The following is a 21,749-nucleotide window of genomic DNA, read 5'->3' as shown; positions in this document are numbered from 1 at the left end:
CTTCCCGTACATGGGCACACCGCACGACGACCGCCACCCGACGGGCACGCAGGACCGCCTCCCCCCCGCGGTCCGCGTCACCGTACGCACCCCTGAGCGCATGCGCGACCTGGGCCGGCGGCTCGCCGCCCTGCTCGGCCCCGGCGACCTGGTCCTGCTCAACGGGGAACTGGGCGCGGGCAAGACCACGCTGACCCGCGGGCTCGGCGAAGGCCTCGGCGTCCGCGGCGCCGTCACGTCCCCGACCTTCGTCATCGCCCGCGTCCACCCCTCGCTGACCGGCGGTCCCGCGCTGGTCCACGTCGACGCGTACCGCCTGGGCGGCGGGCTCGACGAGATGGAGGACCTCGACCTCGACGTCTCGCTGCCGGAGTCGGTGGTGGTCGTCGAATGGGGCGAGGGCAAGGTCGAGGAGCTGTCGGAGGCGCGGCTCCAGGTCGTCATCGAGCGCACGGTCGGCTCCACGCCGGAGGCGGACGACGACCCGCGCATCGTGACGGTGAGCGGCATCGGACCGCGCTGGGCCGCGGTGGAGCTCGCGCCTCTCGCGGAGTAGCCCGGTGCCGTAGGGCGTGACGCTACGTGGCCGCGTGCCCGCGGGCGCCGGGCGTACGGGAGCACGTACCGGCGTACGCCGCGGGGGGCGTGTGCGCCGGGCGCGCGCGCGTACGCCGGGGGCGCCCCGGGGGCATGAACCGACAGGCTGTCGGGAAGTTGTTGCGTACGGGGCCGGACCGTGATGTCCTGGTTCCGGTGCCCCTTGTTAGGGCTGCCTAACTTCCACCGTTCGGGGAGGTCGCGATGCCCGTGCCTGTGCCTGCGGCGCCCGCGTTCAAGGACGTGCTGGCCTCGGCGGAGGCCGCGCGCCTCGTCTCCACGCCGCCACCGCCACCGCCGGCGGCTTCGGCGCCACCCGCTCCCGCGAAGGTCCCGTCCCAGGACGCGGCGTAACCCTTCCGGGTGAGCCGCGGGGGCTGCCAACGCTCACCCTGCGCGGTAAGTGCTCGCGCATACCGCGCAGGGCGAAAGACCAGGGGCGCGTGGGGGTACCTCCCAGGCGAAGCTCTGGGGGAGAACCGCGCGACCAGCCCCCACCGGGGGGAAGATCGCGAACCCCTCCGCAAGGGGCACTTCGGTGCGTCAGGCCAAGACGTTGATCGCGAGGCCCATCGTCGCGAACTGCCAGAGCGCCGCGGTGTCGGCCCGCGTCGCGCGGATCGCCGAGCTGTGAACGCCCGGCTTCGGGAGGGAGCCGTCCACCGCGGCGCTGAAGCCGATATTGGCCACCCCGCGGGTAGCGAAGAGCACGGTGTGCTCGACCTGCTTGCCGTCGCCGCCCGTACCGATGTCGCGGCGGAAGAAGACGTGGTGCAGGCCCTTCGAGGGCTTCACGTCACCCGCGACGACCGCGTACGTGCGCTGCACCTTGTTGCCGTCGTCGACGAGCCACACCCGCTGCTGGCCGATGCTGTAGACGACCCGCTTGCCTATGCCCGAATGCAGCGGCAGCGGGTACGACTTCGGGGTCGGCTTGACGGTCGCGGACTTCTTCGGCGGCGGAGCCGAGTGCGCCGCAGGCGTCTTGGGGGCGGAGCCCGACGCCTGGGCCGCGAGGACCGCGATGATCGCGACCGCGCCCGCGGTCAACCCGGAGACCAGGGTGCCGGCCTTGACTGCCACGGGTGTCCTCCACTCGGGTTGCGCGCTCACTCCCCGCTGACGGTAGCAGCCACGGCGACCGGCGGAACGGGGCCGCGGGCGCTGCCCGTACCCTGGGGGCGTGCTGCTGCTTGCCTTCGACACCGCCACGCCCGCCGTGACCGCCGCCCTGCACGACGGGGAGCGGGTGCTCGCCGAGTCCACGGTGGTCGACGCGCGCCGGCACGGCGAGCTGCTGGTGCCCGCCGTCGACCGGGTGCTGGCCGCCGCGGGGCGTTCGCTGGACGAGGTCACCGGCGTGGTCGTCGGCGTCGGCCCGGGCCCGTACACGGGTCTGCGCGTCGGCCTCGTCACCGCCGCCTCCTTCGGCGACGCCCTCGACGTGCCCGTGCACGGCGTGTGCACGCTCGACGGGCTCGCGTGGGCCGCGGGGGAGGCCGGGCTCGACGGGCCCTTCACCGTCGCGACCGACGCGCGCCGCAAAGAGGTGTACTGGGCGCGCTACGACGGCCCCACCGCGCGTGTCACCGAGCCCGCCGTGGACCGCGCCGCCGACCTGCCGGAGGACGTCCGCGCGCTGCCCGCGGTCGGCGCGGGCGCCGCGCTCTACCCCGACGCCTTCCCGGACCGCCGCCCCGACCCCGCGCACCAGTCCGCCGGCGCACTCGCGGCGCTCGCCGCGCACCGGCTCGCCACCGGCGCGCCCTTCCTGCCGCCGCTGCCGCTCTACCTGCGCCGGCCCGACGCGCAGGTGCCGGCCGGCTACAAGGCGGTCCTGCCGACGTGAGCACGGCCCTCGACGTGGTGCTGCGGGACATGCGGTGGTGGGACCTGGACCGCGTCATCGGCCTCGAACACGACCTCTTCCCCGACGACGCCTGGTCGCGCGGCATGTTCTGGTCCGAGCTGGCCGACGCCCGGCACCCGGCGGCCACCCGCACGTACCTCGTCGCGGAGGCGACCGAGGGCCGTATCGTCGGATACGCGGGGCTCGCCGCGGTCGCCGGGACCGGCGACGTGCAGACCATCGCCGTCGCCCGCGACCACTGGGGCACCGGGCTCGGCGCACGGCTGCTCGGGGCGCTGCTGCAGGCCGCGACGGACGCGGAGTGCCACGAGGTGCTGCTGGAGGTGCGGGTCGACAACCCGCGCGCGCAGCGGCTCTACGAGCGGTTCGGCTTCGAGCCGATCGGCTTCCGCAAGGGCTACTACCAGCCGGGCAACGTCGACGCGCTCGTCATGCGCCGCGCCGACCCGGCACAGAACATCGACAACGGCTGAGGACCTCCCATGGCTGACGAACCCCTCGTACTCGGCATCGAGACCTCGTGCGACGAGACCGGCGTCGGAATCGTGCGCGGGCACACGCTGCTCGCCGACGCCGTCGCCTCCAGCGTCGACGAGCACGCCCGCTACGGCGGCGTCGTCCCCGAGGTCGCGAGCCGCGCGCACCTGGAGGCGATGGTCCCGACCATCCAGCGGGCCCTGAAGCAGGCCGGGGTGAGTGCCCGCGACCTCGACGGCATCGCCGTCACCGCCGGGCCCGGCCTCGCGGGCGCGCTGCTCGTCGGCGTCTCGGCGGCGAAGGCGTACGCGTACGCGCTCGGCAAGCCGCTCTACGGCGTCAACCACCTCGCGTCGCACATCTGCGTCGACCAGCTCGAACACGGGGCGCTGCCCGAGCCGACGATGGCCCTGCTGGTCTCCGGCGGCCACTCCTCGCTGCTGCTCGCCCCCGACATCACCTCCGACGTGCGGCCGCTCGGCTCCACCATCGACGACGCGGCCGGCGAGGCGTTCGACAAGGTCGCCCGCGTCCTCGGCCTCGGCTTCCCCGGCGGCCCGGCGGTCGACCGGCTCGCCCGCGAGGGCGACCGGGCCGCGATCGCCTTCCCCCGCGGCCTGACCGGTGGCCGCGACCCGCTCTACGACTTCTCCTTCTCCGGCCTCAAGACGGCGGTGGCCCGCTGGGTCGAGGCCCGCCGCCGCGACGGTCAGGACGTGCCGGTCGCGGACGTGGCCGCGTCCTTCCAGGAGGCCGTCGTGGACGTCCTGACCCGCAAGGCGATCCGCGCCTGCCGCGACAACGGCGTCGACCATCTGATGATCGGTGGCGGTGTCGCCGCCAACTCCCGGCTGCGCTCCCTCGCGATGGAACGCTGCGAGGCCGCCGGGATCCGGCTGCGCGTCCCCCGCCCCGGGCTGTGCACGGACAACGGCGCGATGGTCGCCGCCCTCGGCGCCGAAATGGTCGCCCGCGGCCGCGCCGCCTCCACCCTCGACCTCCCGGCCGACTCCTCCCTCCCTGTCACGGAGGTCTCCGTCCCCGGCCACACCCACGTCCACGAGCTGTCCGCCGAGAACCTCTACGGCTGAGCCCCCCCATGCCCCTGACCCTGATGTGGGAGGCCGCCGCCTCCCCCGGCTCCGGCCCCGCCCTCCTCACCTGGGCCCGCGCCGCCGCCCCCGCGGGCCCCTACCTCCGCCGCGAGTTCTTCACCGCGCCGGGCGACCGCGTCCTGGTCCTGACCTGGTGGCCCTCCGCGGACGACGCGGAGGAGCTCCCCTCCCCGCCGGAGGAGCTGATCCGCCGCGAGGTCCACCGCTGGCGCTTCACGTCGGTGGCGGTGGAGGAGCCGTAACCCGGTGGTGACGGCGCCGGACGGTGTGCGAGCCTGCTGCTCCCAAACCGCCGACCGGGAGCCCGGATGACCCGCGAAGAAGCGCTCGAGCAGCTCGACGACATCGGCCGCGCGCAGGCGTTCGGTCGGCACATCGGGTCCGACCGGCTCATCCGGGCAGGCCTGGACGCGCTGCTCGCGGGCATCGACACCCCGTCCCTCGCCCTGCTGGCCGGCCTGCCGAAGCGGGAGGAGCCCGAGGCCCCGGCGCTCTTCGACGCGGTGCTGGACGAACTGGGCCTGCGCTTCCACCCGCCGGCCCACCCCGTCGCCGCGCAGTGGGCGCTGGCCACCTGGACCGCCGCCCGCATCTTCGACGGCTCCCGCGACCCCGCCGCCGGCGCGTACGACATCTGGGGCGTCGCCAGGGAGCTCGGCTACCCCGAGGAGCTGCAGGAGCTGGTGATCTGCGCGGTCAACCTCGACGACTGGAGCGACAGCTGGGACGTCGCACACGAGAACCTCTGCGCGAAGGCGGTCGAGGCGGCCCGCCGCTACCTGGCCGGGCGGCCGGTGGAGGAGCTGAGGGAGGCGCGGGGGTGCTGATCGTCGGGCCGGTCCTTGAGACCCCGGAAGCAGCCTGCTTCTCCCCCTGGCCGGTGGCCGACCTTGCGCCGTACACGTTCGCGCCGCTGTCGGGGCGGATGACGGCGGACGAGGTGGGCAGCGCGCTGGCGATGCTGGCCGACTACAACGCGCGGGCCGGTGACGGCGACCACCCCTCGGACGCCGAGGGCCTGATCCGCGGGCTGCTGGAGGCCGAGAAGATCCTCGCCCCGGGTGGGCTGCGCCTCCACGACACCGCGACCGGCACCACCGTCGTGCCCGGCTGCTGCTGCGGCCTGGAGGACTGGCGCGAATGGCTGGATGTCGCGGACGGCGAGTCCCTGTGGCTCGGCCACGACCCGTCCCCCCGCTTCGAGCACCGCGGCGACGCCGTGCGGTTGTGGCCGGACGGCCGCGACGCCGTCGAAGCACCCGCCACCCAGCCCGTGGAGATCCGGTTGACCGCCCTCCCGGCGATCCTGCGCGCCACCCAGCAGGACCTGCGCGCCTTCCTCTCCCTGACCCGCGAGTGGGCCGCCCCCCGCTTCCCGACCCTCACCGAAGCCCTGGTAGCGGCCCTCGACGAGGGCCTGACCGTCAGCGCGCCGCTGCCGGGCGGCTGACGCGGCTGACCGGGGGCCCTGGCCGGGATCAGGCGCGGCGCAGCCACTCCTACTGCCAGTACGCGGGCCGTATGTACTTGGTCCCTGTCACGGGACTGACGACTACGGGAGGCAGTTGGGACTGCCGCAGCTTCGTCTCGCCGATGGTGAAGGCGGAGGGAAGCAGCGCGGCCAACTCCCCTGAGCGGCGGTGCGGCGGAAACGCGGGGACGACGGTCATGCCCGGGTTCACCCTGCGGGCAGCTCGGACCGCCGGGCAGAGGTCGCTGTCCGCGCTGACGACCAGCACGGTGTCGATGCCCGACGACGCCGCGATCTCCGTCAGTGCGACGGCTATGTTGACGTCGGTCTCCTTCTCCTCGTAACTGGTCCATGACGCCCCACAGCCGCGGCACTGCATGCGCTTGCGCTGGTAGCGCCCGTGAACGACCGTCAGGACAGCCGGGTTCTGTGCCGTCAGCGCGTCCGGATACGTCTGCTGCCGCTGAGCGGCGGCGGCGTCGTCGAGGACGGCGGCGGTGAAGTAGCGGACATCGACGATCTCGTCCCGAGGCCGCAGTTTTCCGGCCAGGGCTACGTGGTCCAGCCACAGATAGCGCCGTCCGCGCTGCTTCTTCATGCCGTGGTACAGGTTGAAACCGCCGACGAGGACGGCGGTCCTCCCCATGCGCGCTCCCTCGCGTCACGTGACATGTCTCGCCGAGGAGGAACGTGATAGTGTGGCTGCCATACCCCCCCCGAGGGCGCGAGCATCTCGGGTTGACGGCCCCGCAAGGGGCCGTTTTTGTTGTGCCCGTCTACGGTAGCAGAGGGCGGACACGTAGCGGATCTGTTCGATTTCAGGGAGTGACTTCTCAGGTCGGCCGGCTAACGGGCCGGCTGCCCCAGGAGCATCGTGGGCGCCCCCGCCACCCGCGTCAGGAAGACCGTCGCGGAGTGCGGGCCCTGGGGGCGGATGCGGCGGCGGAGGTCTTCGGGGTCGACCGCGGAGCCGCGCTTCTTGACCGTCAGGGTGCCGACCTCGCGGGTGCGGAGGAGGGCCTTGAGGCGCTTGAGGTTGAAGGGGAGGACGTCGGTGATCTCGTAGGGGGTGGCGTACGGCGTCGGGTGCAGCTCGTCCGCGGTGACGTAGGCGATGGTCGGGTCGACGAGGCCGCCGTCCAGCTCCTCCGCGGCCTCGGCGACGAGGTGGGCGCGGATGACGGCGCCGTCCGGCTCGTAGAGGTAGCGGCCGACGGGGCGGACCGGCGGGTCGGGCAGGCCGCGGCCCAGGAGGGTGGCGCCGGACGGGAGCAGGGTGGCGCGGCGTACCCCGCCGGCCCGCGCGTCGAACCACAGCACCGCCTCCTTGACGTCGCCGCCGTCCGAGATCCACTCGGCCTCCGCGCCCTCCGGTACGGCCTCGTGCGGGATGCCCGGCGCGACCTTCACCGCGCCCGGCGCGCCCTTCGCCGCCGCGGCCAGCGCCCAGGACAGGGGCGGGGAGTACGCCTCGGGGTCGAAGACGCGGCCGCGGGCGGTGCGGCGGGCGGGGTCGACGAAGACGCCGTCGCGGTCACCGGCGCCGATGTCCGTGACGTCCGCGCACACGACCTCCAGTTGCTCGCCCAGGCCCAGCGCGTCGGCGTTCGCCCGTACGACGGCGCAGGTCAGCGGGTCGCGGTCGACCGCGGTGACCGCCAGGCCCGCCCGCAGCAGGGCGATCGCGTCGCCGCCCACCCCGCAGCAGAGGTCGGCGACACCGCCGGGCCCGTACGCCGCGAACCGCCGGGCGCGGTGGTCGGCGACGGACGCGCGGGTGGACTGCTCCAGGCCGTGCGGCGTGAAGTACATGCGCTCGGCGTCGGCCCCGAACTTCGCGGCGCCGCGCTGCCGCAGCCGCGTCTGCGTGAGGGCCGCGGCGACGAGCGGGGCCTCGTACGTCCGCCGCAGCCGGGTCGCGACGGCGAGGTCGTCGGCGGGGTCGTGCCCCCGCAGCCCCGCGAGCAGCTCCTGCCCGCCGGGCGCCAGCAGTATTTCCAGGTCCTCGGGCGTCACCCCGCCATTCTGCCCTGGCCCCGGAGGGCTTCCCGCCGTCAGCCGGGGGTGCCACCGCGCTGGGCGTAGGCGCGGGCGGCGCGGGCGCGGTCGCCGCAGCGGGTGGAGCACCAGTGGCGTCGGCCGTGGGTGCGCAGGAGGAAGCGGTCGCAGGGGGAGGAGCCGCAGGCGGCGAGGATGCCGGCGTCGGGGCCGGTGAGCAGGTCGGCGGCGTCGGCGGCGAGGGCGGCCAGTACGTGGTTGACGGCCTCGTCGGTGGGGTGTTCCTGGACGCGGTGCGGGCCATCGGCCTCGTCCCAGGCGAGCAGGGGCGCGGTGGGGACGGCCGTGAGCGCCGTGTTCAGCGCGTGCAGGGAAGCCGCAGGCGGGGCGGCGCCGTCGACACGGGCGGCGAACAGGGCGCGTACGTGCGCGCGTAGCGTGCGCATCCGCTGCGCGCAGATCTCGTACACCCGCACGTCCGGGCCGATCAGGTCGTGCGCGGTGAGCCAGTGCGTGGCGGAAGCGGGGGTCGCGAGCAGGTCGTAGCTCTGCCCGGCGGGCAGGGTCGCGGCGGTGTCGGCGAAGTCCAGCGAGCGGTACCGGTCGGCACCCGGAGCGGGGGGCAGTGCGGGCCGTGTGGTGCCGGTGGCCGGGGTGTCGTCCATGGCCCTCATGGTAGCGCTTGCGTTTTTCCGTGAGGCGCATCTAGTCTGACGTCACGGAAAACGCGGAGTTTTCACGTGAGAACCAAGGGAGACGTGATGTCCCAGCCCACCGCCGATCAGTTCCCGGTCCGCACGTTCGGCGGCCCGACCGCTGCGTTCGAGTACGGCGGCCTGCGGTTCCTGACCGACCCGACGTTCGACGGCCCCGGCGACTACAGCCGGCCCGGCCGCCCGGTCCTGACCAAGACCGCCCCCGCCGCCGGCTCGCCCGCCGACCTCGGTCCCGTCGACGTCGTCCTGCTCTCCCACGACGAGCACGCCGACAACCTCGACGACTCCGGCCGCGCCCTGCTCGCCGACGTCCCCCTCACCCTGACCACCCCCGGCGGCGGCGAGCGCCTCGGCGGGAGCGCCAGGGGCCTGGCCGACTGGGAAACGGTCGAGCTGGAGCGCCCGGGCGGCGGCGCCGTCACCGTCACCGCCGTCCCGGCGGTCCACGGCCCCGGCCCGCGCGAGCAGGTCGAGCCCTCCACCGGCCAGGTCGTCGGCTTCGTCCTCACCGGACAGGCCCTGCCCACGGTCTACGTCAGCGGTGACAACGCCTCCCTCGACGCCGTCAAGGAGATCGCCGCGCGCTTCGCCCCGGTGGACACCGCCGTCCTCTTCGCGGGCGCCCCCCGCTTCCCCGCCCTCTTCGACGGCGCCCCCCTCGTCCTGGACAGCGCCCAGGCCGCCGAGGCCGCCCGCATCCTCGACGCCCGCCGCGTCGTCCCGGCCCACCACGACAGCTGGGCGCACTTCACCGAGGGCCGCGAGGACCTGGAGGCCGCCTTCGCCGCCGCGGGCCTGTCCGACCGCCTGGACGAGGACTGGAAGCGCCGCGCCTGAGCCCGGCCGACACGGCAAACGCCCGCCACCCCCGGTGAGGGGGTGGCGGGCGTCAGGCCCGGAAAGGGGTCAGTGCGAGTGGCCGTGGCCGGCCGCGGCCTCGGGCTCCTCTTCCTTCTTCTCGACGACCAGGGTCTCGGTCGTCAGGAGGAGGGAGGCGATCGACGCGGCGTTCTCCAGCGCGGAGCGGGTGACCTTGACCGGGTCGATGACGCCGGCCTTGACCAGGTCGACGTACTCGCCGGTCGCGGCGTTGAAGCCGTGGCCCTTGTCGAGCTCGGCGACCTTGGAGGTGATGACGTAACCCTCCAGGCCCGCGTTCTCGGCGATCCAGCGCAGCGGCTCGACGGCGGCGCGGCGGACGACGGAGACGCCGGTGGCCTCGTCGCCCTCCTTGCCCAGGTTCTCGCCGAGCACCTTGACGGCGTGGACGAGCGCGGAGCCACCGCCGGAGACGATGCCCTCCTCGACGGCCGCGCGGGTCGCGGAGATCGCGTCCTCCAGGCGGTGCTTCTTCTCCTTCAGCTCGACCTCGGTGGCCGCGCCGACGCGGATGACGCACACGCCGCCCGCGAGCTTCGCGAGGCGCTCCTGGAGCTTCTCGCGGTCCCAGTCGGAGTCGGTGGTGGCGATCTCCGCCTTGATCTGGGCGACGCGGCCCTCGATCTCGGACTTGTCGCCGGCACCGTCGACGATGGTGGTCTCGTCCTTGGTGATGGTCGCGCGGCGGGCGGAGCCGAGCAGGTCCAGACCGGCCTGGTCGAGCTTGAGGCCGACCTCCTCGGCGATGACGGTCGCACCGGTGAGGGTGGCGATGTCGCCGAGCATGGCCTTGCGGCGGTCACCGAAGCCGGGCGCCTTGACCGCGACGGCGTTGAACGTGCCGCGGATCTTGTTGACGACCAGGGTGGAGAGCGCCTCGCCCTCGACGTCCTCGGCGATGATCAGCAGCGGCTTGGAGCCACCCGCCTGGATGACCTTCTCCAGCAGCGGCAGCAGGTCCTGGATCGAGGAGATCTTGCCCTGGTGGATGAGGATGTACGGGTCGTCGAGGACGGCCTCCATCCGCTCCTGGTCGGTGACGAAGTACGGCGAGAGGTAGCCCTTGTCGAAGGCCATGCCCTCGGTGAACTCCAGGTCCAGCCCGAAGGTGTTGGACTCCTCGACGGTGATGACGCCGTCCTTGCCGACCTTGTCCATCGCCTCGGCGATCAGCTCGCCGACCTGCTTGTCCTGCGCCGACAGCGCGGCGACGGCGGCGATGTCGTCCTTGCCCTCGATCGCGCGCGCGGTGGCCAGCAGCTCGTCGGAGACGGCCTTGACCGCGGCGTCGATGCCCTTCTTCAGGGCGGCGGGGGACGCGCCGGCGGCGACGTTGCGCAGGCCCTCGCGGACCAGCGCCTGGGCCAGCACGGTCGCGGTGGTGGTGCCGTCACCCGCGATGTCGTTGGTCTTGGTCGCCACCTCCTTGACGAGCTGGGCGCCCAGGTTCTCGTACGGGTCCTCCAGCTCGACCTCGCGGGCGATCGTCACGCCGTCGTTGGTGATGGTCGGCGCACCGAACTTCTTGTCGATGACGACATTGCGGCCCTTGGGGCCGATGGTCACCTTCACGGTGTCGGCGAGCTTGTTGACGCCGCGCTCCAGGGCGCGACGGGCGTCCTCGTCGAACTTCAGAATCTTGGCCATGCCTGCGAACTACCTCGTCTACTCGTCTAACACGTCGTCACGGACGAAAAGGACGGCGAAACAACCCCGCCCCGGGGACCCTGCCGCAAGGCTGGGACACCCGGGGCGGGATCAAAGGGCTTGTGCAGCCGGTACTTACTTCTCGACGATCGCGAGAACGTCGCGGGCCGAGAGGACGAGGTACTCCTCGCCGTTGTACTTCACCTCGGTGCCGCCGTACTTGCTGTACAGCACGACGTCGCCGACGGCGACGTCGAGGGGCAGCCGCTGGCCGTCCTCGAAGCGGCCCGGACCCACGGCCAGGACGACGCCCTCCTGGGGCTTCTCCTTGGCGGTGTCCGGGATGACCAGGCCCGAGGCCGTGGTCTGCTCGGCGTCGAGCGGCTGGACCACGATGCGGTCCTCAAGCGGCTTGATGGCAACCTTGGTGCTGGCGGTCGTCACGATCCGACCTCCCCCTTCAAAGGGCTCACGGGAGTGTCTGTCAGGGTCGGCGACCTGGTAGGCCCGTCGTCGCGGGTGCCGGACCTGCCTCGTCGCTGAGTTCTGGCACTCAAGCTTGCTGAGTGCCAGAAGTGAGCGTAGGCCGCTATTAGCACTCGGTCAAGCGGAGTGCCAGCCGCGCGCCGTGACGGGCGAACGTCCGGCCGTCTGTTCAGCCCCGCTTCGGGTCGTAGCGCCGCCCCGCCTTCGTCGACGCGGCGCCGAACAGCCGGGAGGGGACGTGGCGGGCCAGGGCGACCGCGGCCTTGTAGCGGGCGTCCGGGACGCTCACGACGCGGCCGCGGGCCAGGTCGCGCAGCGCCGCGGAGACCACCGCGTCCGCGTCCAGCCACGCGAAGCGCGGGAGGCGGCTCGCGTCCATGCCGGCCCGCTCGTGGAATTCCGTGCGGACGAAGCCCGGGCACAGCGCGAGGAAGCGGATGCCGGAGCCGCGCAGGTCGAGAGCGGCGCCCTCGGTGAAGCGGACGACCCACGCCTTGCTCGCCGCGTAGGTGCCGCGCGGCATGAACGCCGCGACCGACGCCACGTTGACGACGAAGCCGCGCCCGCGCTCCCGCATGCCCTCGGCCGCGGCCGCGGTGAGCCGCAGCACCGCCTCGCAGTGCAGGGTGAGCATGCGCAGCTCGTCGGCCATCGGGGCGTCGGGGAAGCGGCCGCTCTGGCCGAAGCCCGCGTTGTTGACGAGGACGTCCACCGGCGGCAGGACGGGGCTGCGCAGCCGCTCCTCGACCGCCGCGATGCCGCCGTCCGCGGCGAGGTCGGCCTGGAGGACCTCGACGTCGACGCCGTACCGCCCGCGCAGCTCCTCGGCGCGCTCGGCGAGCCGTACGGCGTCGCGCGCGACCAGCACCAGGCCGTGCCCGTCGGCGGCGAGCCGCCGGGCGAAGGCCGCGCCGAGGCCGGCCGTCGCGCCCGTGATGAGGGAAGTCGTCATACGGGGCAGCGTACGGGGCGGCCCCACCGCCCGGCCCGGACGGCAACGGCCCGCCCGGGGCGTACGGGCGCCGCGCCCTCAGCCGTCGTCCCGGCCCAGGCGCTTGCGGACCGCCGCCAGGTCCTCCGGCGGGAGCGCGTCCGCGTCCAGCAGACGGGGCAGCAGCTCGGGCTCGGTGGTGAGGGCGCGGAAGGCGAGGCTCACGGTCACGGCGTGGTGGGCCGGGCGGTTGACGACCTCCAGCACGTCGCCCGCGGCCAGCTCGCCCGGCTCGACGACCCGCAGGTACGGGCCGGGCCGGGCATCCTGCGTGAAGCGCTTCATCCAGCCCTCCTGGCCCAGCCACCCCGCGAACGTCACGCACGGGATGCGCGGGCAGGACACCTCCAGGACCGGCCCGGCGGGTCCGCCGATGCGCCAGCGCTCGCCGATCAGGGCGGCGTTGACGTCGTAGCCGGCCGTCGTCAGGTTCTCCCCGAAGGAACCGTTGGGCAGGTCGCGGGCGAAGACCTCCGCCCAGCGGTCGAGGTCCTCGCGGGCGAAGGCGTAGACGGCCTGGTAGGTGCCGCCGTGGTTCCTGACGTCGTACACCCGGTCCCCGGCGAGGCCCACCGCTCCCGTGCCCTTGGGCCCGGGGGCGGTGACCGCGACCGGCCCGGCGACGGGCTGCTTGTCGATGCCGGTCGCCTCCAGCCCCTTCCAGGGGTTCGGCTGCGCCCGTCCGACGTTGACGCTCAGTACGTGCACGGGCGGTGCCTCCTCCGCCCTGCGCGGGCGCGGTCGTGGGGGAGGTGCGGGACCGGGGCGTACGGGACTCGTGCGGCCTACGCCGGGGCCGTGATCAGGTAGGGCGTCGTCACGCTGAGGGCCGCGAAGCCGAGGCGCTGGAGGATCGGGCGGCTCTGGTCGGACGCGTCGACCTGGAGGTAGCCGTAGCCCGCGGCCTGGGCGATCCGCGCGCGGTGGGCGACCAGCGCGCGGTAGATGCCCTTGCCGCGCCAGCGCTCCACGGTGCCGCCGCCCCACAGGCCGGCGAAGTCCGTGCCGGGGCAGAGCTCCATGCGGGCCGCGCACACCGGCTCGTCGCCGGCCATCGCGACCACGATGCTGACGGTGTCGCCGCGCTCGGCGATCTGGTCGAGCATGCGCGCCCGCAGCTGCTCCGCGCTCGTGCCGAACGCCTGCTCGTGGACGGACGCGGCCAGGTCGACGCCCGCGGCGTCGGTGACCGGCTCCAGCCGTACGCCCGCGGGGAGCGCAGCGCCCTCGGTGCGGGCGATGACCTCGGCGATGTCGCCGACCATGAGCGTCTCGGGCGGCTCGGGCGTGAAACCGGCCGCGCGCAGCCGCTCGCCGAGGTCGGCGGGGCGGTCGTGGGCGTAGGTCTTCCACTCGAACTCCCGCTCCGCCGCCTCGGCGGTGCGGAGCCAGGCGAGCTGCGCGCCGATGGCGGCGTCCGCGGTCGTCCCGTCCAGGTCCGACCACAGGACGCCGCACCATTCGTGGGGCCCGGCGCCGACCTGCCGTACGACCCCTTCGAGTCGGTCGACACGGGTGGTGGGGCTCTCCGGCGGGGCGTCGCGGCGCATCTGGCGGTCGAAGAGCGCGAGTACGTGGTTGTTGTCCATTGGCGGCATTCCACCACCGGCCGCTGCCCCGGCCAACCGTATTTCCGCTGACCCGGGCGGGGCCCGCGCTACGAAGCCGCCGCCAGGACGAGGTCGACGTCGGCGGCGGTGTTGTAGAAGTGCGGCGCCAGCCGCAGATTGCCCGCGCGGTCGGCGAAGGCGGCGCCCGCGGCGCGCAGCCGCCCGGTCACCGCGGCCGGCACACCGGGGACGGCCACGATCGCGGACGGGCCCGGCACCGGGGAGTAGCCCAGGGCGGTGAAGCCGTCGCGCAGGCGCTGCGCGAGCGCGGTGTCGTGGGCGTGGATGCGGTCGACGCCCAGCTCCTCGACGAGCGCCAGGGATTCCGCGGCGCCGACGTACGACAGGCAGGGCGGGCGGGTGTCGAAGCGGCGGGCACCGGGGGCGAGTTCGGCGATGGGTCCGTAGATGCCGGTGTCGTGGTCGGCGGCGGCGTACCAGCCGGCGAAGGTCGGCGCGAGGGTGTCCTCGGCGCCGGGGCGGACGGTGAGGAAGGCGGCGCCGTGCGGGCTCGCGAGCCACTTGTAGCCGTGGCAGACCACGTAGTCGTCCAGCGACGCGTCCAGCGGCAGCCAGCCCGCGGACTGCGTGGCGTCGACGAGCGTACGGGCGCCGTACGCGGCGGCCGCGGCGCGGATCGCGGGCAGGTCGGCGATCCGGCCGTCCGCGGACTGCGCGGAGCTGACGGCGACCAGCGCGGTGCCCGGGCGTACGGCGCCGGCCAGCTCCTCCAGTGCGACGAGCCGCAGCGTGATGTCGGGCCGGGCGGCGAAGGGGTGCACGAGAGCGCTGAAGTCGCCCTCGTACGCGACGACCTCGGCGCCCGCCGGCAGGGCGGTGGCGATCAGGCCGACGCTGCCGGCGACCGTGCCGGCCAGTGCGACCTGCGCGACGGGCACGTGCGCGAGCCGGGCGAAGGCGGCGCGGGCAGCGGCGACGGCCTCCTCGTAGGGGCCGTCGTTGCCGGGGCGGCCGGCGGCCCAGGTGTCGAGGGCGTGGTGGACCGCGGCGGTCGCGCGGGCGGGGACGATGCCGAGGGTCGCGGTGTCGAGGTAGCCGGGGGCCAGGGCGGGGTATTCGGCGGGGGAGAGGGGGCTGGTGAGGTCAACGGGAGCAGTGGTGTCGAGGCTCATGACACCTCAGCCTGGACCGGGAAGAAGGCAAAGTCCATTGCGGATCTGTTGGGTTTATCCCTAAGCAATGCTTATGGTGGGCGGATGATGGAGGCACGGCACCTGCGCGTGCTGCGGGCCGTGGCGAGGGGCGGCTCCTTCTCGGCTGCCGCCCGCGCACTGGGCTGCACGCAGCCCGCGGTCAGTCAGCAGATGAAGGCCCTGGAGCAGGCCGCGGGCACCCCGCTGCTGGTGCGCGGCCCGCGCGAGATGCGGCTGACGCAGGCGGGCGAGGCGCTCGTCCGGCACGCCGACGGCATCCTCGCCGGTCTCACCGCCGCGGAGGAGGAGATCGCCGCGATCGCCGGGCTGCGCGCCGGGCGGGTGCGGCTGGCGTCCTTCCCGTCGGGGACGGCGACGCTGGTGCCGGGCGCGGTCGCGGAGATGCGGGCGGCGCACCCGGGCACGGAGATCTCGCTGGTGGAGGCCGAGCCGCCGCGCTCGGTGGAGATGCTGCGCGCCGGGGACTGCGACATCGCGCTGGCCTTCCGCTACGCCGACCTGCCGACGCCGGCGGAGGAGTCGTGGGACGACCTGGTGGTGCGCCCGCTGCTGAGCGACCCGCTGGTGTGCGTCGTACCGCCCGGGCACCGGCTCGCGAACGGTGGAGCGGATGGTGGGACGGGAGGTGGAGCGGGCGGCGGAACGGGCGTTCCGGCGGTCGCCGAGCTGTCCCAGCTCGCGGGTGAGCGCTGGATCGCGGGCTGCCCGCGCTGCCGCGGGCATCTGGTCGAGCTGTGCCAGCGGGCGGGGTTCACGCCCCGGATCGACTTCGCGACCGACGACTACCCGGCGGTGGTCGGCCTGGTCGCGGCGGGGCTCGGCGTGACGGTTCTGCCCCGGCTGGCGCTGGAGTCGGTACGCGCGCGGGGCGTCGCGGTGGTGGGGCTGGGGCCGGGGGTGCGGCGCGAGGTCGTGGCGCTGACGCTGCCCGACCTCGCGCAGGTACCGGCGGTGGACGTGATGCTGGGGCGGCTGGCGCGCGCGGGGCTGCGACGGCGCGTCGCGTAGCGGGCGACGGCCCCGGGGAGCGGGGCGCGGGACCGGATCGGAACCGGTCAGTTCTGCGGGAGGGGCGTCCGGTTGCGGGAGCGGCCCATCATCTCCTCGCGCTCGTCCTCGGTGAGCCCGCCCCATACGCCGTACGGCTCGCGGACGGTGAGGGCGTGCGTGGCGCACTCCGCACGCACCGGGCAGCGGCTGCACACCTCCTTGGCAGCGGCCTCGCGCGCGCTGCGGGCGGCACCGCGCTCGCCTTCGGGGTGGAAGAACAGCGAGCTGTCGACGCCGCGGCAGGCTGCCACGAGCTGCCAGTCCCAGAGATCGGCGTTAGGGCCGGGTAGGCGGGAGAAGTCTGCCATTGCTCATCCCCTCGACGGGTGCGTGACGGCCAAGACGACCTCGGTGTCTCCGACCGTACATCTACTGTCGTAGTAGATGTAAATATGACTCTTCGCCAATCTAACGGTGATTCCCGCACGCATCAGAAAAGAGCGGCCAAAGGGTGCAAGAGCCAGCAAAAGCCGCATCACCGCCCGTTCAGCAGTATTCGACGCGCCGCCCGCGCCCCCTCCCGTACCGAACGGCTCGCGGAATTTCCCCGGCTCACCCGTTCTGACCTGCGGCGTGGCGGATCCGTATGCGCATGATCACGTAGAGTGCCGATCGGGACGACCAAACCTCGTAACTCTTTCGGGTGAGGGTCGTTGAGTGTGGCGGAAGTGGTTACTTCGTACAGCCTGGAGGCACAACGTGACGCGGTTCAGCTGCGGGGGGCGGTCATGACTTCCGTCCTCGTCTGCGACGACTCCCCGCTCGCCCGAGAGGCCCTGCGCCGCGCGGTCGCGACCGTACCCGGTGTCGAGCGCGTAACGACCGCGGCCAACGGCGAGGAAGTGCTCCGCCGCTGGGGGGCCGACCGGTCCGACCTGATCCTCATGGACGTCCGGATGCCCGGCCTCGGCGGGGTGGAGACGGTCCGGCGGCTGCTGTCCGCCGACCCCGGCGCCCGCATCATCATGCTCACCGTCGCCGAGGATCTGGACGGGGTCGCGCTCGCGGTCGCCGCCGGCGCCCGCGGCTACCTGCACAAGGACGCCTCGCGCGCCGAGCTGCGGGCCACCGTCACCCAGGCGCTCGCCGACCCCACCTGGCGGCTCGCACCGCGCCGGCTGCGGTCCGCCGAGATGGGCGCCGCGCCCACCCTCACGGCCCGCGAGATCCAGGTCCTGGAGGGCATGAGTCACGGGCGGTCCAACGCCGAGATCGGCCGCGAGCTCTTCCTGTCGGAGGACACCGTCAAGACGCACGCCCGGCGGCTGTTCAAGAAGCTGGGCGCGTCCGACCGCGCGCACGCCGTCGCCCTCGGCTTCCGCTGGGGCCTGGTCCGCTGAGGCCGGCCGCGGCCGCGGGACCACCGGGTCCGGCGCGCCCGCCGGGTCCGCCGCGCGGGTCGCCCGATGCGCTGCGCCGTACGCCGTACGCGTTACGCCGTACGGTGAAGCCCCGCACGAGTCCGCGCTTTCCCGGAGGAGGACGCATGCTTGACGTATGGACTTCCTCGGGGATCGGCGGGGGCACCAGATGGCAGACCACACAGCGCAGGACGCGCCGGAGGACACGGCGGCGCCCGCGGCGGACCGGACCGTGCAGGTGACGGCCCCGGCCGCCGACCCGGGCGCCGGTTCGGGCCCGGCGGCTCATAACGCTTCGGTGCAGAAGTACCCCCGCGATGCGGCGGAAGCTCCGGCGGCGAGGCACCATGGACGGATGCGCGACGACGACACTCCGGCCGGCACGGCCATCGGTGCCCTCGTCCGCCGCGCCGCCGCGGGCGACCAGCGGGCGACGCACGAGCTGCTCGCGCACGTCCACCCGCTCGCCGAGCGCTACTGCCGCACCCGGCTCAGCCGGCTGCCCGGCGACGCGAGGCACTTCGTGGACGACCTCGCCCAGGAGGTCTGCCTCGCGGTGCTGTGCGCGCTGCCGCGCTACCGCGACCTCGGGCGGCCCTTCGAGGCCTTCGTGGTGTCGATCGCCGCCCACAAGGTCGCCGACCTGCAGCGCGCCGCGATGCGCCACCCCGGCAGCACCGCCGTACCGTCCGACGAGATGCCGGAGAAGCCCGACGACTCGCTCGGGCCCGAGGAGCGCGCGCTGCTCAACAGCGACGCCGCCTGGGCCCGCGGCCTGCTCGACCGGCTGCCCGGCCACCTGCGCGAGCTGGTGCTGCTGCGGGTCGCGGTCGGGCTGAGCGCCGAGGAGACCGGCCAGGTGCTGGGCATGTCGCCGGGCGCCGTACGCGTCGCGCAGCACCGCGCGCTGAGCCGGCTGCGGGCCATCGCCGAGGAGTCGGCCGCCGCCCACCCGACGAGCGCGCGCGGCCTCAGCGCCTGACCCGTACGCGTGACGGATCCGTCACGCCGCGTGCGGCCCGGCCGGTGAGCGCCCCGCGCGGGTGACGCCGGGGCGGGTGGTCCGGGGAATACCGGCGAAGCCACTACCATTGAACAACTCGCCGGGCAAGACCATTCGAGAAGGTGTCATGACGCTGAACGCCGACGGAGTAGCCGAGAAGTTCGCCGCCCTGGGCCTGACCTACGACGATGTGCTCCTGCTGCCGGGCGCGTCCGACGTACTGCCCAACCAGGTCGACACCTCGTCGCTGATCTCCCGCAATGTCAGGGTGAACATCCCGCTGCTGTCCGCGGCCATGGACAAGGTCACCGAGTCGCGGATGGCCATCGCCATGGCCCGCCAGGGCGGCGTCGGCGTGCTGCACCGCAACCTGTCCATCGAGGACCAGGTCAACCAGGTCGACCTGGTCAAGCGGTCCGAGTCCGGCATGGTCACCGACCCGATCACCGTCCGCCCGGACGCGACGCTCGCCGAGGCCGACGGCCTGTGTGCGAAGTTCCGCATCAGCGGCGTCCCGGTCACCGACGAGGCCGGCAAGCTGCTCGGCATCGTCACCAACCGCGACATGGCCTTCGAGACCGACCGCAGCCGCCAGGTGCGCGAGGTCATGACCCCGATGCCGCTGGTCACCGGCAAGGTCGGCATCTCCGGCGAGGACGCGATGCAGCTGCTGCGCCGCCACAAGATCGAGAAGCTGCCGCTGGTCGACGAGGACGGCCGGCTGCGCGGCCTCATCACCGTCAAGGACTTCGTCAAGGCCGAGCAGTACCCGAACGCCGCCAAGGACGCCGAGGGCCGGCTCGTCGTCGGCGCCGCCGTCGGCGCCGGCCCCGAGGCGCTGGACCGCGCGCAGGCGCTGGTGGGCGCGGGTGTGGACTTCCTCGTCGTCGACACCTCGCACGGCCACAACAGCAACGCGCTGAACTGGACGGCCAAGATCAAGTCCGCGGTCGGCATCGACGTCGTCGGCGGCAACGTCGCGACCCGCGACGGCGCCCGCGCGCTCATCGACGCGGGCGTGGACGGCGTCAAGGTCGGCGTCGGCCCCGGCTCCATCTGCACCACCCGCGTCGTCGCCGGCATCGGCGTCCCGCAGGTCACCGCGATCTACGAGGCCGCGGTCGCGTGCCAGGACGCGGGCATCCCCGTCATCGGCGACGGCGGCCTCCAGTACTCCGGCGACATCGGCAAGGCGCTGGCCGCGGGCGCGCAGAGCGTCATGCTCGGCAGCCTGCTCGCGGGCTGCGAGGAGTCGCCCGGCGAGCTGCTCTTCATCAACGGCAAGCAGTTCAAGTCCTACCGCGGCATGGGCTCGCTCGGCGCGATGCAGTCTCGCGGGCAGGGCCGCTCGTACTCCAAGGACCGCTACTTCCAGGCGGAGGTCTCCTCCGACGACAAGCTCGTGCCCGAGGGCGTCGAGGGCCAGGTCGCCTACCGCGGCCCCCTCTCCGCGGTGCTCCACCAGCTCGTGGGCGGTCTGCGCCAGACCATGGGCTACGTCGGCGCGGCGAATGTCGCCGAGATGGCGACGAAGGGGCGGTTCGTGCGGATCACTGCCGCGGGCCTGAAGGAGTCGCACCCCCACGACATCCAGATGACCGTCGAGGCCCCCAACTACCACGGCTAGCCGCCGAGCCCCGCTCCCGCAGCGGCCTGCGGTGCGCCGCGGGGGTACTTGCGGCTGCGCCGCGGGGTGAGCTTTTCTGCTGCGCAGGGCGGTGAGCATTTTTCAGGGGCGCGGGGTACTGCGCGAGCAACCCACCACCGGCCGGTGATCCGGTACGTACCGAACTGCCCCTTCGGGCCGGTGACGACCTGCACGCGGTCGGTGGTTGCGCGCGCAGTTCTCCCCCAGAGCTTCGCCTGGGAGGTAGCCCCAAGCGCCCCTGAAAACGCTCACCCCGCGGGGCAGGCGCGCCCCTGAATACGCTGGCCCGGCAGGGCAGGCGCGCCCCTGAATACGCTGGCCCGGCAGGGCAGGCGCGGCCTGGAAACGTGCACCGCCCTGCGCAGCAGGAGAAGCTGGCCCGGCGGGGCGGCTGCGGCCCCGGGAGCGGTCTGGCCGCGGGGCGGCCGCAGCTTCGGGGGGCACGGCGCGGCAGCGCGGAACGCTCGTCCCGCGGGCATGCGGGATACTGGGGCCGCAGGCCAATGAGAGAGGCACAGGACGTGACAGAGATCGAGATCGGGCGGGGCAAGCGCGGCCGCAGGGCATACAGCTTCGACGACATCGCCGTGGTGCCGAGCCGCCGCACGCGTGACCCCAAGGAAGTCTCGATCGCCTGGCAGATCGACGCCTACCGCTTCGAGCTGCCGTTCCTGGCCGCGCCGATGGACTCCGTCGTGTCGCCGGAGACGGCGATCCGGATCGGCAACCTCGGCGGCCTCGGGGTGCTGAACCTCGAAGGGCTGTGGACGCGCTACGACGACCCGGAGCCGCTGCTCGCGGAGATCGCGGAGCTGGACGACGGCCGGGCGACCGCGCGGCTCCAGGAGATCTACGCCGCGCCGATCCGCGAGGAGCTGATCGGGCAGCGCATCAAGGAGGTCCGGGACGCCGGGGTCGTGACGGCGGCGGCGCTGTCGCCGCAGCGCACCGCGCAGTTCTCGAAGACCGTCGTGGACGCGGGCGTGGACCTGTTCGTGATCCGCGGCACCACGGTGTCCGCGGAGCACGTGAGCGGATCGCACGAGCCGCTGAACCTGAAGCAGTTCATCTACGAGCTGGACGTCCCGGTCATCGTCGGCGGCTGCGCGACGTACACCGCGGCGCTGCACCTGATGCGTACGGGCGCGGCGGGCGTGCTCGTGGGCTTCGGCGGCGGCGCCGCGCACACCACCCGCAACGTGCTGGGCATCCAGGTGCCCATGGCGACGGCGGTCGCGGACGTCGCGGCGGCCCGCCGGGACTACATGGACGAGTCCGGTGGCCGGTACGTCCACGTCATCGCGGACGGCGGCTTCGGTTCCAGCGGCGACCTGCCCAAGGCGGTGGCGTGCGGTGCGGACGCGGTGATGATGGGCTCGCCGCTGGCGCGCGCGACCGACGCGCCGGGCCGCGGCTTCCACTGGGGCATGGAGGCGGTCAACACCGAGCTGCCGCGCGGCAAGCGGATGAACCTGGGCACGGCGGGCACCACCGAGGAGATCCTGCTCGGCCCCTCGCACGCGCCCGACGGCTCGATGAACTTCTTCGGCGCGCTGCGCCGCTCGATGGCCACGACCGGCTACTCGGACCTGAAGGAGTTCCAGCGCGTCGAGGTGACGGTCTCCCCGACCCACCACCGCTGACGCGTAGCGGCG

24 protein-coding genes are annotated in these 21,749 nt (G+C 73.8%); 13 read left to right on the top strand and 11 right to left on the bottom strand.

Going from position 1 to position 21,749, the window contains the following annotated elements; translation table 11 throughout:
* Positions 1-10: 10 nt before the first annotated feature.
* Entirely contained in the window at positions 11-556 is a 546-nt protein-coding gene (tsaE, locus tag IH54_RS0113865; protein WP_052397418.1) for a tRNA (adenosine(37)-N6)-threonylcarbamoyltransferase complex ATPase subunit type 1 TsaE, read from the top strand.
* A gap of 584 nt (positions 557-1,140) precedes the next feature.
* On the opposite strand, the gene IH54_RS0113860 is transcribed toward tsaE, so the two are convergent.
* Positions 1,141-1,680, bottom strand: coding sequence for a hypothetical protein (locus IH54_RS0113860; protein WP_043180754.1), 540 nt, complete (start codon positions 1,678-1,680; stop codon positions 1,141-1,143).
* Positions 1,681-1,780: 100 nt separating this feature from the next.
* Here IH54_RS0113860 and tsaB point away from each other — a divergent pair, with 100 nt between their 5' ends.
* The 6 genes from tsaB (at position 1,781) to IH54_RS0113830 (ending at position 5,509) form a co-directional block, all read left to right on the top strand.
* Entirely contained in the window at positions 1,781-2,446 is a 666-nt protein-coding gene (tsaB, locus tag IH54_RS0113855) for a tRNA (adenosine(37)-N6)-threonylcarbamoyltransferase complex dimerization subunit type 1 TsaB (RefSeq protein WP_031516486.1), read from the top strand.
* Positions 2,447-2,475: 29 nt separating this feature from the next.
* Positions 2,476-2,940, top strand: a complete 465-nt coding sequence (gene rimI / locus IH54_RS0113850; protein WP_031516484.1) for a ribosomal protein S18-alanine N-acetyltransferase — start codon at positions 2,476-2,478, stop codon at positions 2,938-2,940.
* A 9-nt stretch (positions 2,941-2,949) separates the two neighbouring features.
* Complete coding sequence (gene tsaD, locus IH54_RS0113845; RefSeq protein WP_031516482.1) at positions 2,950-4,035, top strand: tRNA (adenosine(37)-N6)-threonylcarbamoyltransferase complex transferase subunit TsaD; 1,086 nt, start codon at positions 2,950-2,952, stop codon at positions 4,033-4,035.
* An 8-nt stretch (positions 4,036-4,043) separates the two neighbouring features.
* Positions 4,044-4,301, top strand: coding sequence for a hypothetical protein (locus tag IH54_RS0113840; RefSeq protein WP_031516480.1), 258 nt, complete (start codon positions 4,044-4,046; stop codon positions 4,299-4,301).
* A gap of 66 nt (positions 4,302-4,367) precedes the next feature.
* Positions 4,368-4,886, top strand: coding sequence for a hypothetical protein (locus IH54_RS0113835; RefSeq protein ID WP_031516478.1), 519 nt, complete (start codon positions 4,368-4,370; stop codon positions 4,884-4,886).
* Entirely contained in the window at positions 4,880-5,509 is a 630-nt protein-coding gene (locus IH54_RS0113830; protein WP_031516476.1) for a hypothetical protein, read from the top strand. Before IH54_RS0113835 ends, IH54_RS0113830 begins: the two co-directional genes overlap by 7 nt.
* Positions 5,510-5,558: 49 nt before the next feature.
* On the opposite strand, the gene IH54_RS0113825 is transcribed toward IH54_RS0113830, so the two are convergent.
* The 3 genes from IH54_RS0113825 to IH54_RS0113815 form a co-directional block, all read right to left on the bottom strand.
* Positions 5,559-6,176 (bottom strand): NYN domain-containing protein, encoded by a 618-nt coding sequence (locus tag IH54_RS0113825; protein WP_031516474.1) that lies wholly within the window; start codon positions 6,174-6,176, stop codon positions 5,559-5,561.
* 200 nt (positions 6,177-6,376) lie between these two features.
* Complete coding sequence (locus IH54_RS0113820) at positions 6,377-7,546, bottom strand: THUMP-like domain-containing protein (RefSeq protein WP_052397404.1); 1,170 nt, start codon at positions 7,544-7,546, stop codon at positions 6,377-6,379.
* Between the two features lie 38 nt (positions 7,547-7,584).
* Positions 7,585-8,193 carry a CGNR zinc finger domain-containing protein gene (locus IH54_RS0113815; protein ID WP_031516470.1) on the bottom strand — a complete coding sequence of 203 codons (609 nt, stop codon included), beginning with the start codon at positions 8,191-8,193 and terminating at the stop codon, positions 7,585-7,587.
* A 96-nt stretch (positions 8,194-8,289) separates the two neighbouring features.
* On the opposite strand from IH54_RS0113815, the gene IH54_RS0113810 reads away from it, so the two are divergent.
* Positions 8,290-9,081, top strand: a complete 792-nt coding sequence (locus IH54_RS0113810) for an MBL fold metallo-hydrolase (protein ID WP_031516468.1) — start codon at positions 8,290-8,292, stop codon at positions 9,079-9,081.
* Positions 9,082-9,150: 69 nt separating this feature from the next.
* Here IH54_RS0113810 and groL read toward each other — a convergent pair whose 3' ends face one another.
* The 6 genes from groL to IH54_RS0113780 form a co-directional block, all read right to left on the bottom strand.
* Positions 9,151-10,770: a chaperonin GroEL gene (groL, locus tag IH54_RS0113805; RefSeq protein ID WP_031516467.1), complete on the bottom strand. Its 1,620-nt coding sequence runs from the start codon at positions 10,768-10,770 to the stop codon at positions 9,151-9,153.
* 135 nt (positions 10,771-10,905) lie between these two features.
* Positions 10,906-11,214 (bottom strand): co-chaperone GroES, encoded by a 309-nt coding sequence (gene groES, locus IH54_RS0113800; protein ID WP_031516465.1) that lies wholly within the window; start codon positions 11,212-11,214, stop codon positions 10,906-10,908.
* A 211-nt stretch (positions 11,215-11,425) separates the two neighbouring features.
* Positions 11,426-12,208: an SDR family NAD(P)-dependent oxidoreductase gene (locus IH54_RS0113795; protein ID WP_031516463.1), complete on the bottom strand. Its 783-nt coding sequence runs from the start codon at positions 12,206-12,208 to the stop codon at positions 11,426-11,428.
* Between the two features lie 78 nt (positions 12,209-12,286).
* Positions 12,287-12,955 carry an MOSC domain-containing protein gene (locus IH54_RS0113790; RefSeq protein ID WP_031516461.1) on the bottom strand — a complete coding sequence of 223 codons (669 nt, stop codon included), beginning with the start codon at positions 12,953-12,955 and terminating at the stop codon, positions 12,287-12,289.
* 77 nt (positions 12,956-13,032) lie between these two features.
* Positions 13,033-13,836, bottom strand: a complete 804-nt coding sequence (locus IH54_RS0113785; RefSeq protein ID WP_031516458.1) for a GNAT family N-acetyltransferase — start codon at positions 13,834-13,836, stop codon at positions 13,033-13,035.
* Between the two features lie 68 nt (positions 13,837-13,904).
* Positions 13,905-14,990 (bottom strand): aminotransferase class V-fold PLP-dependent enzyme, encoded by a 1,086-nt coding sequence (locus IH54_RS0113780; protein ID WP_031516456.1) that lies wholly within the window; start codon positions 14,988-14,990, stop codon positions 13,905-13,907.
* A gap of 84 nt (positions 14,991-15,074) precedes the next feature.
* Between IH54_RS0113780 and IH54_RS0113775 the strand changes: the two genes are divergently transcribed.
* Positions 15,075-16,040, top strand: coding sequence for a LysR family transcriptional regulator (locus tag IH54_RS0113775; RefSeq protein ID WP_031516454.1), 966 nt, complete (start codon positions 15,075-15,077; stop codon positions 16,038-16,040).
* Positions 16,041-16,087: 47 nt separating this feature from the next.
* On the opposite strand, the gene IH54_RS0113770 is transcribed toward IH54_RS0113775, so the two are convergent.
* Positions 16,088-16,390 (bottom strand): WhiB family transcriptional regulator, encoded by a 303-nt coding sequence (locus IH54_RS0113770; RefSeq protein WP_031516452.1) that lies wholly within the window; start codon positions 16,388-16,390, stop codon positions 16,088-16,090.
* 420 nt (positions 16,391-16,810) lie between these two features.
* On the opposite strand from IH54_RS0113770, the gene IH54_RS0113765 reads away from it, so the two are divergent.
* The 4 genes from IH54_RS0113765 to IH54_RS0113750 all read left to right on the top strand — a co-directional run bounded on the left by IH54_RS0113765 (position 16,811) and on the right by IH54_RS0113750 (position 21,737).
* Positions 16,811-17,422 (top strand): response regulator transcription factor, encoded by a 612-nt coding sequence (locus tag IH54_RS0113765; protein ID WP_003948568.1) that lies wholly within the window; start codon positions 16,811-16,813, stop codon positions 17,420-17,422.
* 376 nt (positions 17,423-17,798) lie between these two features.
* Positions 17,799-18,425 (top strand): RNA polymerase sigma factor ShbA, encoded by a 627-nt coding sequence (shbA, locus tag IH54_RS0113760; RefSeq protein ID WP_031516450.1) that lies wholly within the window; start codon positions 17,799-17,801, stop codon positions 18,423-18,425.
* Positions 18,426-18,573: 148 nt separating this feature from the next.
* On the top strand, positions 18,574-20,073 hold the full coding sequence (guaB, locus tag IH54_RS0113755) for an IMP dehydrogenase (RefSeq protein ID WP_031516448.1): 1,500 nt from the start codon (positions 18,574-18,576) through the stop codon (positions 20,071-20,073).
* Between the two features lie 542 nt (positions 20,074-20,615).
* The gene (locus IH54_RS0113750; RefSeq protein WP_031516446.1) at positions 20,616-21,737 is read left to right on the top strand and encodes a GuaB3 family IMP dehydrogenase-related protein; all 1,122 of its coding nucleotides are present in this window, start codon (positions 20,616-20,618) and stop codon (positions 21,735-21,737) included.
* Positions 21,738-21,749: the final 12 nt, after the last annotated feature.

Origin of the sequence: Streptomyces sp. NRRL F-5123 (genome assembly GCF_000721495.1) — a bacterium.
Classification (GTDB): domain Bacteria; phylum Actinomycetota; class Actinomycetes; order Streptomycetales; family Streptomycetaceae; genus Actinacidiphila.
This window is presented reverse-complemented; position numbering and strand designations above follow the sequence as displayed.

Bases quoted from the DNA above. Each gene is read 5' to 3' on its own strand.
- tsaE (WP_052397418.1), top strand. From the start codon at position 11: ATGGGCACACCGCACGACGACCGCCACCCGACGGGCACGCAGGACCGC.
- rimI (WP_031516484.1), top strand. From the start codon at position 2,476: ATGCGGTGGTGGGACCTGGACCGCGTCATCGGCCTCGAACACGACCTC.
- tsaD (WP_031516482.1), top strand. From the start codon at position 2,950: ATGGCTGACGAACCCCTCGTACTCGGCATCGAGACCTCGTGCGACGAG.
- IH54_RS0113840 (WP_031516480.1), top strand. From the start codon at position 4,044: ATGCCCCTGACCCTGATGTGGGAGGCCGCCGCCTCCCCCGGCTCCGGC.
- IH54_RS0113835 (WP_031516478.1), top strand. From the start codon at position 4,368: ATGACCCGCGAAGAAGCGCTCGAGCAGCTCGACGACATCGGCCGCGCG.
- IH54_RS0113825 (WP_031516474.1), bottom strand. From the start codon at position 6,176: ATGGGGAGGACCGCCGTCCTCGTCGGCGGTTTCAACCTGTACCACGGC.
- IH54_RS0113815 (WP_031516470.1), bottom strand. From the start codon at position 8,193: ATGGACGACACCCCGGCCACCGGCACCACACGGCCCGCACTGCCCCCC.
- IH54_RS0113810 (WP_031516468.1), top strand. From the start codon at position 8,290: ATGTCCCAGCCCACCGCCGATCAGTTCCCGGTCCGCACGTTCGGCGGC.
- groL (WP_031516467.1), bottom strand. From the start codon at position 10,770: ATGGCCAAGATTCTGAAGTTCGACGAGGACGCCCGTCGCGCCCTGGAG.
- IH54_RS0113795 (WP_031516463.1), bottom strand. From the start codon at position 12,208: ATGACGACTTCCCTCATCACGGGCGCGACGGCCGGCCTCGGCGCGGCC.
- IH54_RS0113785 (WP_031516458.1), bottom strand. From the start codon at position 13,836: ATGGACAACAACCACGTACTCGCGCTCTTCGACCGCCAGATGCGCCGC.
- IH54_RS0113780 (WP_031516456.1), bottom strand. From the start codon at position 14,990: ATGAGCCTCGACACCACTGCTCCCGTTGACCTCACCAGCCCCCTCTCC.
- IH54_RS0113775 (WP_031516454.1), top strand. From the start codon at position 15,075: ATGATGGAGGCACGGCACCTGCGCGTGCTGCGGGCCGTGGCGAGGGGC.
- IH54_RS0113770 (WP_031516452.1), bottom strand. From the start codon at position 16,390: ATGGCAGACTTCTCCCGCCTACCCGGCCCTAACGCCGATCTCTGGGAC.
- IH54_RS0113765 (WP_003948568.1), top strand. From the start codon at position 16,811: ATGACTTCCGTCCTCGTCTGCGACGACTCCCCGCTCGCCCGAGAGGCC.
- shbA (WP_031516450.1), top strand. From the start codon at position 17,799: ATGCGCGACGACGACACTCCGGCCGGCACGGCCATCGGTGCCCTCGTC.
- guaB (WP_031516448.1), top strand. From the start codon at position 18,574: ATGACGCTGAACGCCGACGGAGTAGCCGAGAAGTTCGCCGCCCTGGGC.